Source organism: Novosphingobium sp. SG754 (assembly GCF_013149315.1).
GTDB classification, from domain to species: Bacteria; Pseudomonadota; Alphaproteobacteria; order Sphingomonadales; family Sphingomonadaceae; genus Novosphingobium; species Novosphingobium capsulatum.
In genome coordinates, this window is sequence record NZ_JABGCC010000002.1 from 539,992 (window position 1) to 552,705 (window position 12,714).

Here is a 12,714-nt window from a genome sequence, read left to right on the forward strand (position 1 = left end):
TCAGCTGCCCCGATAGGTGGAATAGGCATAGGGCGAGGCCAGCAAGGGTACATGATAATGCCCTTGCACGCTCACCCCGAAATGGATCGGCACGACATCGAGAAACGGCGGATCGGGCAGTTCTGCGCCCTGCGCGCGGAAATAGTCGGCGACGTGGAATGCCAGGGTATAGGCGCCCTGCTCCAGCGCGGGAAAATCGCGCAGGCGTCCATCAGCGTCGGTCTCGCCCTCGGCCAGCAGGCTGTCTGCCGACCACAGCATCACGCGCATCCCCTGCGCCGGGCGGCCGCTCGTGGTGTCGAGCACATGGGTGGATAGCGTCGTCATGCCGCTGCCTCCGCCACAGAGGCCGGGCGTGGCCATTGGCCCACGAACTCTTCCTCGTCATAGGCGACGAATTGCGCGAGCAGTTCCTCGCGGTCGTCCAGGAACAGCTGGTCGGCGATGCCACGCACCAGGCGGGGCAGCGCGTTCTTCATCCCCGACAGCGCCGAAGCGGACAGCCCCAGGCTGATCAGCGCCGAATAGTTGAATGCAAACAGCCCGTGCAGCAGCGGCGCATCGGCCGCGTGGCGCGGGGTAAATTCGAACGCGGGCCCCAGATAGGGATGCGCGTCGATCAGCGCGTTACGCTCGCCGTCGGGCATGGCCACGACATCGCCCCACAGCGCGATATGCGGCGCCAGTGCGGCCAGTTCAGGCCGTAGGCGGGGGTCTGAAACGAGGCCGGTCGAAAGGATCACGAAGTCGAAGGCAAAGCGATCGTGCGGCGTCGTCACGATCACCTGCCCGTCTTCATAGGCGACACTTTCCCACGGGCTGGCCAGATGCAGGGCAAAGCCCGGCCAGCTTGCCGCGCGGTTGAACGTATCGTTGGTCGGCGGCTGGTTGTGCGACAGGAATGCCGCCATCGCGCGATACTTTTCGGCGTCAGACAGCGCGGGATAGCGCGCGGTAAAGCCTACCCGCTCCATGAAGCGGATCGGGTTGATGCGCGGCAACACGCTGCGACGCATGAACACGTGCACTTCGCCCACGCCCTCGCCCAGCGCCCAGTTGGCATTGTCGAACGCGCTCGCGCCTCCGCCCAGAATGCCGATGCGCTTGCCCTTGAGCGTGGCGAAGTCGATCGGCTCGCTGGTGTGGGCATAGGCGTGGCGCGGCAGGCTCTGCCGGATCATCGCCGGGGTGTGCCATTCCCCACCGCCCTGGATGCCGGTAGCCAGCACGACCTTGCGGGCGAGCACCGTGCTTCCATCCTCCAGTTCCAAGCCATAAAGGCCGTCGCCGGCGCCAATGATGCCGCCCACTTTGGCATTATTGCGCATCGGCAGGTTCAAGACGCGGCGATACCAGCGCAGGTATTCCATCCACACTCCGCGCGGGATCTTGTCGAGCGCATCCCATGCCGCTGCGCCGAAACACGCGCTAAACCAGGCCTGCGGCGTCAGCGCCGGAATGCCATAATCGATCGGCGTCAACCCCTTGGGCGTGCGCAGCGTGATCATCCGGGCATAGGTTTCCCATGGCCCTTCAAACCCTTCCGGATTCTCGTCGAGCACCAGGATGTTGTTGATCCGCTCGCGCCGCAGCCCGAACGCGGTGGCCAGGCCGCTCTGCCCGCCGCCCACGATCACCACGTCATAGACATGGCCCTGCGGTGCCGTGCGCGGGCGGGTCCAGTCCGGGCCGAAGCAATCGACCAGTGCCAGTTGGCGTGCCAGTTCGGCTTCCAGCGCGGCAAGCGCCTGGGTATCGATCGCGTGCAGGTCGGTCATGCCATGTCCTCCAGTCGGAGCCGGGTGATCTTGCCGATTTCGGCAAGCGCCGTGGCGATTTCGGTATCGGTGTCGTGCTGCGTCCGCGCGGCCATCGCGGCCAGGATGCCGGCCTTGTCGGTTAGCCGCACGCAGATGATAAACGGCATGTCATGCGCGGCGCGATAGGCAGCGTTGAGCGTGTGGAAGCGGGCGAATTCCTCCGGGGTAAGCCGGTCGAGCCCGGCCGAGGCCTGCTCTGCCGCCGAAGCCTGCGTCAGGCTGCCATCGATGGCGGCCTTGCCGGCCAGTTCGGGATGGGCGCGGATCAGGGCAAGCTGCTCTTCACGCGTGGCGGCATATACCACCGCCATCAGATCGGTATGGCGATCGCCCGACGCTGGCGCGGCATCGGCGCGTTCCTCAACCCAGGGCGAATGCTCGAACAGGGGGGTCAATGGCTGTTCCCTTCCAGGCTGACATGGGCCGACACGACTTTCCAGCCATCGGCAAACTTGACCCAGGCCTGGCTCTGCCGGCCGCGCTGTTCAGACCCTTCGCGAAAGAATTCGGCGTCGGCCGTGGCAAACCCATCGCCATAGACGGTAATCGCCACGCGCCCCAGGCGGCGTTGCGGCGATCCGCCGCGCCCTTTGCGAAATTCGCGGATCGCGTCGATGCCATAAAGCACTTCGCCCACGCCAAAGCGGTTGGTCGTGGGGGCATCGTGAAACAGCGCGTCCATCGCCGGAATGTCATCGGCCATCAGCGCGCGCTCATAGGCGGCAAAGGCAGCCTCCACCTCGGCCAGCAGGACGGGATCGTTGATCGTCATGCTGCTTGCTCCGCACAAGGGTGGGTGGCGATCCAGTGGCGGGCGATATCGAGCCGCGTAGCCAGCCATGCCCGCCCATCGGCCATCACATGATCGACGAACCGCGCCACCGCCCGCGCCCGGCCGGGCCGCCCGGCAATGCGTCCATGCAGGCCCACGCTCATCATCCGCCCACCTTCTTCGGCAAGCTGGTCATAGGTATCGCGCAGATAGCGGAAGAACTGCTCACCCTCGGTAAAGCCATTGAGGGCAACCATCTTCATGTCGTTGGCGTCAAGGCTGTAGGGCACGATCAACTGCGGTCGACCGTGCCTGGCATCCCAATAAGGCACGTCGTCGGCGTAGCTGTCGGCATCATAGACAAACCCGCCTTCCTGCGCGACGAGACGCGCGGTATTGGGGCTGGTGCGCCCCTGATACCAGCCCAGCGGGCGGCTGCCGGTCAGCTGCGTATGGATGGCTATGGCCTCTGCGATATGCTCGGCCTCCACTTCCGCCGCCACGTCCTGATAGTCGATCCAGCGATAGCCGTGGCTGGCCACTTCCCACCCGACGCTCAGCATGGCGTCAACCGCCGCCGGGTTCATCGCCATGGCCGCTGCCACGCCAAACACCGTTACCGGCACATCGCGTTCGGCAAACAGGCGGTGCAGCCGCCAGAACCCGGCGCGGCTGCCATATTCATAGAGGCTTTCCATCGCCATGGCCCGACCGGGATGACGCGCGGCGCCGACCATGTCTGACAGGAACCCTTCCGACAGCGGATCGCCATTGAGCACGCAGTTTTCCGCGCCCTCTTCATAGTTGATGACAAAGTTCACCGCGACGCGCGCGCCGCCGGGCCAGTTGGCCGCAGGCGGCACCGGGCCGTGGCCGATCAGGTCGCGCGTCATGCCGCCATCACCGCGTCCCAGGCCGCGAGTGCCGCGGGCACCGCCGCTCCCAGCGGCAGGGCCACGCCCTGAGCGGCAAGGCAGGCTTCCAGCGCGGCGAGCGTGATCAGCACCTTGTGCTTCATGGCGTTGTAACCCATCGCGCCCAGGCGCCAGATCTTGCCGATCAGCGGGCCAAAGGCCGTGCCGATCTCGATCTCGAACTGCTCGCGCATCATCGCGCGCACCGCCTCACCATCGACGCCTTGCGGAATATAGACACCGGTCACGTTGGTCATGCGGTGCGCGTCGTCGCCAAACAGCGTCAGACCCATGGCGCGCAGGCCCGCGCTCATCGCGGCGCCGGCGGCCCGGTGGCGGCGGAACCGCGCGTCGAGCCCCTCACCCAGCGCCACCCGCGCACATTCGCGGGCGCCATAGAGCATGGTGGTCGCCTCGGTATGGTGGTTGAGGCGCTTTTCGCTCCAGTAATCCATGATCATCGCCAGGTCGAAATAGTTCGACGGGATGCGCGGCCCCGCGCCATCCACCGCATTGGCAGCGCGGATGCCCTTTTCATCGTGGCGGCGGGCAAAGATCGCCTGCGCCGCCGCATCGGACACGGTGATCGGCGCGCTGCCCGATGGGCCGCCCAGGCATTTCTGCAAGCCGCCGGTGATCACGTCGGCGCCCCAGCGATCGGCCGCGATCTCCATGCCGCCCAGCGTCGCCGTGGCATCGACATAGACCAGCGCGCCAACCTCACGCGCAATCGCGCCAATATCGTCCAGCGGCTGAGCCATGGTGGTAGAGGTATCGCCATGCACCGTGCAGATCAGGCGCGGGCGCACTCGCTTTGCCGCCGCGCGGATCGCCTCTGCCGGGACGACTTCGCCCCAGGGCGCGTCCACCGTTTCGAAGCGCGCGCCAATTCGCAGCAGGATTTCCTGCAAAAGCAGGCCAAAGCGCCCGAAATTGATTACCAAGGCGGTTTCGCCGGGCTGGATCAGGCTGACGAGCGATGCCTCGATGGCGGCACGGGCGGTCCCGTCGATCAGCATCGTCCAGCGGTTCTGCGTGCCGAAGACCGGGCGATAGAGCGCCATGACCTGGTTCATGTACCCGGTCATTTCCGGGTCGAACTGCCCCAGCAGATCGGCGCTCATCGCGCGCAACACGCGCGGGTGGGCGTTGACTGGCCCCGGCCCCATCAACAGGCGCTGCGGCGGGTCGATTTCGCCAAAAAGCAGGGGATCAAGCACAGGACGCTCCCAGATTGTCGATAAAGCCCAGCATCACCGCCAAGGCGCCTTGCGCGTCGGCCGGTTCCACATGCTCGGCAGGGTTGTGGCTGATGCCGTCGCGGCAGCGGATGAACAGCATGGCCGTGGGGGCCAGATGCGCCAGGTTCATGGCATCGTGCCCGGCACCGGAAACCAGGCGGCGCGGAGGATGGCCGGCGGCCACCAGCGCGGATTCCAACTGCTCCATCAGCGCCGGATCACAGGGCGAAGGCGGCAGATCGTGGATCAGGCGGTGGCTGACGCCCAGGCCGCGTTGCGTGGCGATCGTCGCGATCTCTGCCAGGATGGCCGCCGCCGCGCGGTCACGCCGCACGGCCTCGCCAGCGCGCACGTCGATAGTGAATCGCACCTGCCCGGCGATGACGTTGGCCGCGCCCGGCGCCGCCTCGATCCGGCCCACCGTAGCCACCAGGTCGCTGGCGTCGGCCCGGGCGATACGCTCGATCGCCAGGATCATCTCGGCGGAACCTGCCAGCGCATCGCGGCGCAGCGGCATGGCCGATGTGCCGGCATGGCCCGCCTGGCCCGTTACCGTCACCTCGTATCGCAGTTGTGCGGCAATGCCGGTTACCACGCCCAGCGCCAGCCCCTCGGCTTCCAGTACCGGCCCCTGCTCGATATGCGCCTCGAGATAGGCCAAGGCGCCAGGGTGGCGGGCGGCGAGCAGGGTTCGCGGCGAAAGACGCCACTCGCCCAGTGCCTCGGCCAGTGCAACGCCCTGGGCATCGGCCATCTCGGGCACGGCATCGAGCAGGCCGGCGAGTGCCTTGCTCGTCAACATCGCGGCGGGAAAGCGGCTGCCTTCCTCGTCGCCAAAGGCGATCACCTCGATCGCAAAGGGCATTTGGCGGTTGGCGGCATGAAGCGCGGCAACGCATTCGATGCCCAGCATCACGCCCAGCGGACCGTCATAGACGCCGCCGTCGCGCACGCTGTCGATGTGGCTGCCAATGATCAGCGGCGGCCCATTGCCGGTGCCGGGATAGCGCCCGATCAGGTTGGCCGCGCCATCCACGTGGGTGGTCATGCCGGCCTCTGCCATCCACGCGGCAACCTGCGCCACGCTGGCGCGGTGCGCGGGGGATAGCCACCCGCGGTAGAGCCCGCCGGCCATGTCAGAAAAGGGTGCCTGGCCCAGCGCCCGGCAGCGCTCCACCGCGCGCATCCCACCGCCGCTCACCATGCGGCCACGCCCCCGTCGCTGCGCGGATCGGTCGCGCCATACAACGCGCCATCGGCCTCGCGCACCACCGCGCCGGCATGGCCCATCATCGCGGTCAGCGGGCCGACGCGTTCCACCACATGGCCGGCTTGCTCCAGCGCGGCATAGACCGCCGGATCGAACCCATCCTCGATCTTGAGCGTGGTGCTGTCCTCGCCCCAGGTGCGGCCCAGCAGCCAGCGCGGCGCCGAAATCGCCTCCTGCAAATCCATGCCGTGCCAGACATGGCGCGAGAATAGCGCGGCCTGGGTCTGCGGCTGCCCTTCCCCACCCATCGTGCCATAGGCCATCACCCGCCCATCGGTCAGTTCGGCCAACGCGGGGTTGAGCGTATGAAACGGCTTGCGCCCAGGCTTGAGCGCATTCCAGCCCGTTTCGGCCAGGCGGAACGATGCGCCCCGGTTCTGCCAGGTGATGCCGGTTTGCGGCAGGACCAGGCCCGAGCCGAATTCGAAATAGGTGCTCTGGATCGCCGAGACCACCTGCCCCTGCGCATCGGCCGCGCCAAACCAGCAGGTATCGCCCCATTGCGAAGGCTGCGGCCAGGGCAGCGCGCGGGCCGGATCGATCTGCGCGGCCATCGCGGCCAGCGCTGCGGTATTGTCGAGCAGGCCTTGAGCGTCTTGCGCCATATAGGCTGGATCGCCGCAGTGGGCGTCACGCCACAGGAACGCCTGCTTGGTCGCTTCCACCAGCGTGTGGACATGGCCAAAGCTTTCGCCAGGGCCGCAGCCGGCCTGTTCCGCCAGCGCCAGGATCAGCAGCGAGGCAATGCCCTGTGTCGGCGGCGCGCTGTTGTAAAGCCGCCCAGCCCGGGTCGCGACCGAAAGCGGCGCTGGCCGCAGCGCGCAATGGGCGGCCAGGTCTACGGCGCCCACCGGGCTGCCCAGCGCGGCAAGATCGGCCGCCACCAGATCACCGAGCGCGCCGGTGTAGAAATCCTCGATCCCTGCCTCGGCCAGGCGGCGCAGCGTCTGCGCCAGGGCCGGCTGGCGCAGCACGTCTCCCTCGCGCAACGGGCGCCCTTCGGGTTCGAACGTCGCGGCATAGGCACCGGGCTGCGCGCGCAGTTCCGGCCCCTTGGCGACCGCCAGCGCGGCATGGCCAGCAGTGACGGCCACGCCGGCTTCGGCATGGGCGATCGCCGGGGCAAGCAGGCGGGCAAGCGGCAATAGCGCCGGCTCGCTTTCCAGCACGGCCTGCCATGCAGACAGCGTCCCCGCGACGGTGTTGGCCGCCAGCGGGCCGCGCCACGGCACCGTGGCATGCCCGGCATAGAGCGCCAGATCAGCAGCTTGCGCCGCGCCGCCCACGCCATGCACGCCGTGAACGCGGCCGTCGTTTTCGCGGATCAGCCAGAAGCCATCGCCACCGATCCCGGTCATGTGCGGATAGACGACAGCGAGCGTCGCGGCTACGGTGATCGTCGCCTGCGCGGCGCTGCCGCCGTCTTTCAGCACAGCGAGCCCAGCCTCTGCAGCCAGGTAATGCGGCGCAGTCACGATGCCACCACGGCCGCTAACGGTGTGAAGGGTTCGTGCCATCGCCGCGCTCAATCCGGCAGGCCAGCGACGAACGCGCGCACCACCGTGGCGGCGTTCACCGATGCCAGGTGATCGAACACATATTCCATGTTGCGATCGGCGTCCCCACCCGCCAGGTCAGACAGCGAGCGGAACACGATCGCCGGCACGCGGTTGGCATAGGCCACCTGGATCACCGCCGCGCTTTCCATGTCGAGCAGGCGGGCATGCCAGGCGCGGAACAGGTATTCGCGGAACTGGGCATTGTCGGCATAGACGCCGGCCGAAACGCCGGTGCCGCCCACCTCAACCTTGGGATCATGCGGCAGGCACAGCTTGGCCTCTGCGCTCATCCCGGCCGAAGGCGCCACGCAGCGCTTGAGCGTGAGGCCGGCCGTCACCTTGCGGGCCAGCGCGACAAGCGCGGGATCAGCGTCGAGCAGGATGTGGTTGGCGGCAGGCTGCGCCGCATTGCCCACGCGCGTGCCATTGGGAAAGATGAACTGCCAGTTTTCAGGTGCACCCGCCGGGCTCGGCGCCGGGGTTTGCCAGCCGTGGTCGGTCTGGCGGGCAAACATCACTTCCAGATACTGGCCCCAGTGTTCGGGCACGGCAACGTCCCCGATATTGAGCGCCGGGTCCACCCCGCCGGCCACGCCGGAAAAGACCACGCGCTTGACCTTGAAATGGTCGATCGCCAGCTGGGTGTTCATCGCCGCATTGACCATGCTGACGCCACTCGACATCAGGATCACCGGGCGCCCCGCCAGCGTACCCAGCACGATCTCGCGATCGTTGATCTTCACCCGGCGGCCATGGGTGATCACCGCCGCCATGGCTTCCCATTCGGGGGCATAGGCGGTGAGTACCAGCGTACGCGGCGTGGGATCGAGCACAGTGGCTGTGGCGTGGGCCGCCTGCGGCAGGGCGAGCAGCGCGGCAGCGGCTGCCAGGATCGCTTTCATCCGCCGCATCACGCTGCCCCCATCCACACGAAGCGGGCGACGAACAGCGCCGCCAGCACGAACAGGAACCAGTCGCTCTTGCGCGCCCGGCCACGCAGCAGGGTCAACACGGCATGGGCGGTAATGCCCAGCGCCAGGCCATTGGCGATCGAGAAGGTCAGCGGGATCATCGCCACGGTCAGGAATGCCGGGATCGCCGCCATCGGGTCTTCCCATTCCACCTCGGTCAACGGTAGCAGCATCAGCCCGCCCACGATGATCAGCGCCGGGGCGGTGGCCGCCAGCGGCACGAGCTGGGCATAGGGCGCTACAAACATCGTGGCAAAGAACAACACGCCGGTGACGATCGCGGTCAGGCCGGTGCGCCCGCCAGCCTGCACGCCGGCCGCGCTTTCCACGTATGACGTCACCGTGCTGGTGCCGGCCAGCGCGCCCACCATGGTGGCCACGGCATCGGTGATGAGAATGCGGTTAAGGCCGGGAATGCGCCCAGCCTTGTCCATCAGGCCGGCGCGCTTGGTCACGGCCACGAGCGTGCCGATATTGTCGAACAGATCGACGAACAGAAACACGAAGACAATCTCGACCACGCCGCCCGACAGCTTGAGCACGCCGGGCAGATCGAGCTGGAAGGCAGTCGCAGTCAGCGCATCGAGCGAGTAGGGCTGCGGCGCCACGTGAACCATGCCGGCGAACCACCCGACGAGCGTGGTGGCAACGATGCCCAGCAGCATGGCGCCGCGCACGTTCCACACCGACAGCACGCCGATGATCAGCAGCCCCAGCAGCGCCAGTGCCGGCCCCGCGCTCTTGAGATCGCCCAGCGCCACCAGCGTGGCCGGATTGCCCACGACAATGCCCGCATCCTTGAGCCCGATGAAGCCGATGAACAGGCCGATGCCCCCGGCCACGGCGGCAAACAGATAATTCGGGATAACTGCCACGATCAGCTGGCGCACCCCGGTCAGCGTCAGGATCAGGAACACCAGCCCCGAAATCATCACGCAGCCCAGGCCCACCTGCCACGGCACGTGCATCTGCCCCACCACGGTGAACGCGAAATAGGCGTTGAGGCCCATGCCCGGTGCCAGGGCCAGCGGCGTATTGGCGGCAACCCCCATCAGGATCGAGGCAAAGGCCGCGGCAAAGCAGGTGGCCGCCGCCACGGCCGCCACCGGCATTCCCGCCTGGCCCAGGATCGAAGGATTGACCAGCACGATATAGGCCATGGTCAGGAACGTGGTGGCCCCCGCCACCACTTCGGTGCGCAGGTTGGTGCCGCGCCCGGAAAAATCGAAATAGGCGCCGATCCGTTGCGCCATGCCACCTGTCATTGCCGTTCCCCTGCGAAATCTTGCGGCGCGAGTGCCCCCGGCGCGGTTGCCCCGACCACGCCCTGTTCTTCCAGCATTTGTGCACACGCGAAAAGAGCCGTTTCGCCATGGCGCCTGCCGATCAGTTGCAGCCCCAGCGGCAATTGCCCAGCGCGGGCCAGCGGCACGCACAACGCGGGCAGTCCCAGAAAGGTAATCGGCTGGGTATGAATACCCAGATCGGCCCGCGCCGGCACCATGGCGCCATCGATCAGGATGCGTGGATCGGCGATAAGCGGCGCGACGCAAGGTGCGGCGGGCGCGACCAGCACATCGACGCCCTGCGCTTCGAACAACGCGTCGATATCGGCCCGCGCCTGCGCCCGCAACGCCTGCGCCGCATCATAGAGCGCGCGGGGCAGCAGGCTTCCGGCAATCAGACGGTCGCGCACGGCGGGGTCGTATTCCAGTGCCGCGCGCGCCAGATCGGCGCGATGCAGGGTGCCGCCTTCATAGGCCGTGATCAGGAACGCCGCCGAACGATACCGCGCGAGATCGGGCAAGGTGAGGCACGGCCCCTGCCCCACGACAGCGGCAATCGCCGCTTGCTGGGCCGGGGCCAGGTTTTCGGCAAAGCGGCTGCCGAGCATGCCCACACGCGGCGGCGCCAAGGGCGCGGCGTCGGCATGGCCTGACAGGATGGCCCAGATCGCGCGCAGATCGGCCAGGTTGCCAGTAAACGGCCCGATGTCGTCAAAGCTGTGGGCAAAGGGAAAGGTGCCATCGACGGGCAGATCGGCATGCGTGGGCTTGAGCCCATACAGCCCGCACAGGCTGGCCGGCACGCGGATCGAGCCATTGGTGTCCGATCCCAGGGCAAAGGCCAGATGCCCGGCCGCCACCACCGCCGCCGATCCGCCGGATGATCCCCCCGCCAGGCGCGTGGGATCGTGCGGGTTGCGCGTTGTGCCATGGTGAGCGTTGATCGTGGCAAAGCCATAGGCGAACTCGTCCATGTTCAGCGTCGCCACCAGCACGGCCCCGGCATCGCGCAAGCGCGTGATCGCCACGGCATCGCTGGCGGCCGGCGCGGCATGGGCGCGCACCGCCGAACCGGCCGTGGTTACCTCACCCGCCACATCGAACAGATCCTTGACGCCATAGGGCACCCCGGCAAGCGGGCCAGGATCAATCCCCTGCGCCACCTGCGCGTCGATCCGCGCGGCTTCGTCCAGCGCGCGGGCGGGCAGCAGGCGGGTAACCGCAACATGACGATCGGCCGCCAGGCGCGAAAGCGCCGCCTGCGCCAGATCGACCGCGCGCACGCGCCCGGCGCGCACTGCCGCCGCCTGCTCCAATGCCGCGATCATGCGTGGTCGTCCCCGGCAAAGATCGCGGCATGGCGCGCCAGCAGCGCGAGGTTTGCCATAACGCCGGGCAGGCACGGCGCCGGAATCTGCCACCCGTCTTGCCCGGCGCGGGCTTGCGCCTCTGCCTCGGTACGGGGCAGCGCTTGGGCGTCGTGCGGCGCTGCGGCGCGGTGGTTCGGGACGGGATCGGCCATGTCGGTGGCGATGATAGCTGCCACCCCCCTATCGATCCAACGCAATGATCGGAACGGATCGTTGCAAAAATTAGCGCAGGGTAGCGCCGGCCATTGCCTGTTCGCGCGCAGCCTCCGCTTGTGCAGCGGCCAGCACGCGCAGCACGTTGCCCGACCAGATCTTGGCGACGTCTGCCTCGCTATAGCCGGCATGGAGCAGCGCTGCGGTCAACTTGGGCAGATCGGCCACATCATCCAGGCCTGCCACCCCGCCGCCGCCATCCCAATCCAGCCCGATGCCGACATGATCGACACCCGCCACTTTCAGCGCGTGCAACAGGTTGGCCATCACATCGTCAAAGCCGGCGCGCACTTCGGGCCACTGCCGGTCGATCGCGTGGCGCTGCGCCAGATAATCGGCCCGCTCTGCCGCGCTCAACACGCGGTCTTCGGGAAAGCGTTGCTCCAGCGCATCGAGCGCGGCCTTGCGTTGCGGGCTTTGCACCAGCTTTTTGACATAGACCGAGTTGATCTGGATGACGCCACCCTGTGCCGCAAGCGCGCGCAGATGCGCGTCGTCGATATTGCGCGGATGGTCATAGACCGCCTTGCAGCCCGAATGCGTCAGGATGATCGGCGTCTTTGACAGGCGCAGCGCATCGTCGAGCGCGGCATCGGAACTGTGCGAAAGATCGGGCACCACGCCCAGGCGGTTCATTTCCGCCAGCAGTTGCACCCCTGACGGGCTCAGCCCGTCCCACTTGGGCGCGTCGGTGCTGCTGTCGGCAAACTGGTTGGTCTTGAAATGGGCAAAGCCGGAAATGCGCACGCCCAGCGCGTAGAACGCCTGGAGCAGCGTGGGATCATCACCCAGCGGCCAGGCGTTCTCGATCGACAGATAGACCACGCGGCGGCCACCGGCGGCGATCTGCGCGGCGTCGGCGGCGCGGTCAGCCAAGGCAAAGGCCTGGGGATTGGCGGCGACCATCGCGTGGATCGCCACCGCACGGCGCAGCGCATAATCGCGCGCGGCGCGCGTGCTGGCGGGATCGAGCGGCCCTTGCGGCGTATAGATCGCCCAGAACCCACCATCGAGCCCGCCCGCCACCATGCGCGGCACGTCAACCTGGGTATAATCATCGGCGGCGCTGTGGCGCTGCACGATCGACCAGCCCGGCAAGACCAGCGAGGCCGGCGTATCGAGGTGGGTATCGAGCGTCAGCAGGCGTTCGTGCAGCGCGCGCTCTCCCTTGGTGGGCACAGGGGCATCGGCCATGGCCGGCAAGGCCAGCAGGGCGGCAAGCGGAGCGAACGCGAGGGAGAGGAAGCGCATGGCCCTTCATCCGGCTTTCCCTCTGGCGGCGCAAGGGGTAGAGGCGC

The 12,714-nt window shown here is 67.6% G+C and carries 13 protein-coding genes; all 13 read right to left on the reverse strand.

The annotated features are described in order from the left end of the window. The 13 genes from uraH to FHW97_RS07020 are packed head-to-tail and all read right to left on the reverse strand — an operon-like array spanning nt 1 to nt 12,667. Nucleotides 1-327, reverse strand: a complete 327-nt coding sequence (uraH, locus tag FHW97_RS06960) for a hydroxyisourate hydrolase (RefSeq protein WP_062784738.1) — start codon at nt 325-327, stop codon at nt 1-3. Then, entirely contained in the window at nt 324-1,778 is a 1,455-nt protein-coding gene (locus FHW97_RS06965) for an FAD/NAD(P)-binding protein (protein WP_171798469.1), read from the reverse strand. Before FHW97_RS06965 ends, uraH begins: the two co-directional genes overlap by 4 nt. Beyond that, nucleotides 1,775-2,215, reverse strand: coding sequence for a 2-oxo-4-hydroxy-4-carboxy-5-ureidoimidazoline decarboxylase (uraD, locus tag FHW97_RS06970; protein WP_171798470.1), 441 nt, complete (start codon nt 2,213-2,215; stop codon nt 1,775-1,777). Before uraD ends, FHW97_RS06965 begins: the two co-directional genes overlap by 4 nt. Next, nucleotides 2,212-2,592 carry an oxalurate catabolism protein HpxZ gene (gene hpxZ / locus FHW97_RS06975; RefSeq protein WP_022677848.1) on the reverse strand — a complete coding sequence of 127 codons (381 nt, stop codon included), beginning with the start codon at nt 2,590-2,592 and terminating at the stop codon, nt 2,212-2,214. Before hpxZ ends, uraD begins: the two co-directional genes overlap by 4 nt. After that, the gene (gene puuE / locus FHW97_RS06980) at nt 2,589-3,485 is read right to left on the reverse strand and encodes an allantoinase PuuE (protein WP_171798471.1); all 897 of its coding nucleotides are present in this window, start codon (nt 3,483-3,485) and stop codon (nt 2,589-2,591) included. The genes hpxZ and puuE overlap by 4 nt, the downstream gene beginning before the upstream one ends. Then, nucleotides 3,482-4,675, reverse strand: a complete 1,194-nt coding sequence (locus FHW97_RS06985; protein WP_171798622.1) for an alanine--glyoxylate aminotransferase family protein — start codon at nt 4,673-4,675, stop codon at nt 3,482-3,484. The genes puuE and FHW97_RS06985 overlap by 4 nt, the downstream gene beginning before the upstream one ends. A gap of 43 nt (nt 4,676-4,718) precedes the next feature. After that, nucleotides 4,719-5,951 (reverse strand): allantoate amidohydrolase, encoded by a 1,233-nt coding sequence (locus FHW97_RS06990; protein ID WP_171798472.1) that lies wholly within the window; start codon nt 5,949-5,951, stop codon nt 4,719-4,721. Next, nucleotides 5,945-7,534, reverse strand: coding sequence for a gamma-glutamyltransferase family protein (locus tag FHW97_RS06995; protein ID WP_171798473.1), 1,590 nt, complete (start codon nt 7,532-7,534; stop codon nt 5,945-5,947). The genes FHW97_RS06990 and FHW97_RS06995 overlap by 7 nt, the downstream gene beginning before the upstream one ends. Nucleotides 7,535-7,542: 8 nt before the next feature. Next, nucleotides 7,543-8,478: a 5'-methylthioadenosine/S-adenosylhomocysteine nucleosidase gene (locus tag FHW97_RS07000; RefSeq protein ID WP_171798623.1), complete on the reverse strand. Its 936-nt coding sequence runs from the start codon at nt 8,476-8,478 to the stop codon at nt 7,543-7,545. 8 nt (nt 8,479-8,486) lie between these two features. After that, entirely contained in the window at nt 8,487-9,800 is a 1,314-nt protein-coding gene (locus tag FHW97_RS07005) for a solute carrier family 23 protein (RefSeq protein ID WP_022677263.1), read from the reverse strand. Between the two features lie 8 nt (nt 9,801-9,808). Further along, nucleotides 9,809-11,161 (reverse strand): AtzE family amidohydrolase, encoded by a 1,353-nt coding sequence (locus FHW97_RS07010; protein WP_168351052.1) that lies wholly within the window; start codon nt 11,159-11,161, stop codon nt 9,809-9,811. Beyond that, on the reverse strand, nt 11,158-11,379 hold the full coding sequence (locus FHW97_RS07015; RefSeq protein ID WP_062784342.1) for a hypothetical protein: 222 nt from the start codon (nt 11,377-11,379) through the stop codon (nt 11,158-11,160). Before FHW97_RS07015 ends, FHW97_RS07010 begins: the two co-directional genes overlap by 4 nt. Before the next feature lie 46 nt (nt 11,380-11,425). Next, nucleotides 11,426-12,667 (reverse strand): dipeptidase, encoded by a 1,242-nt coding sequence (locus FHW97_RS07020; RefSeq protein ID WP_171798474.1) that lies wholly within the window; start codon nt 12,665-12,667, stop codon nt 11,426-11,428. Nucleotides 12,668-12,714: the final 47 nt, after the last annotated feature.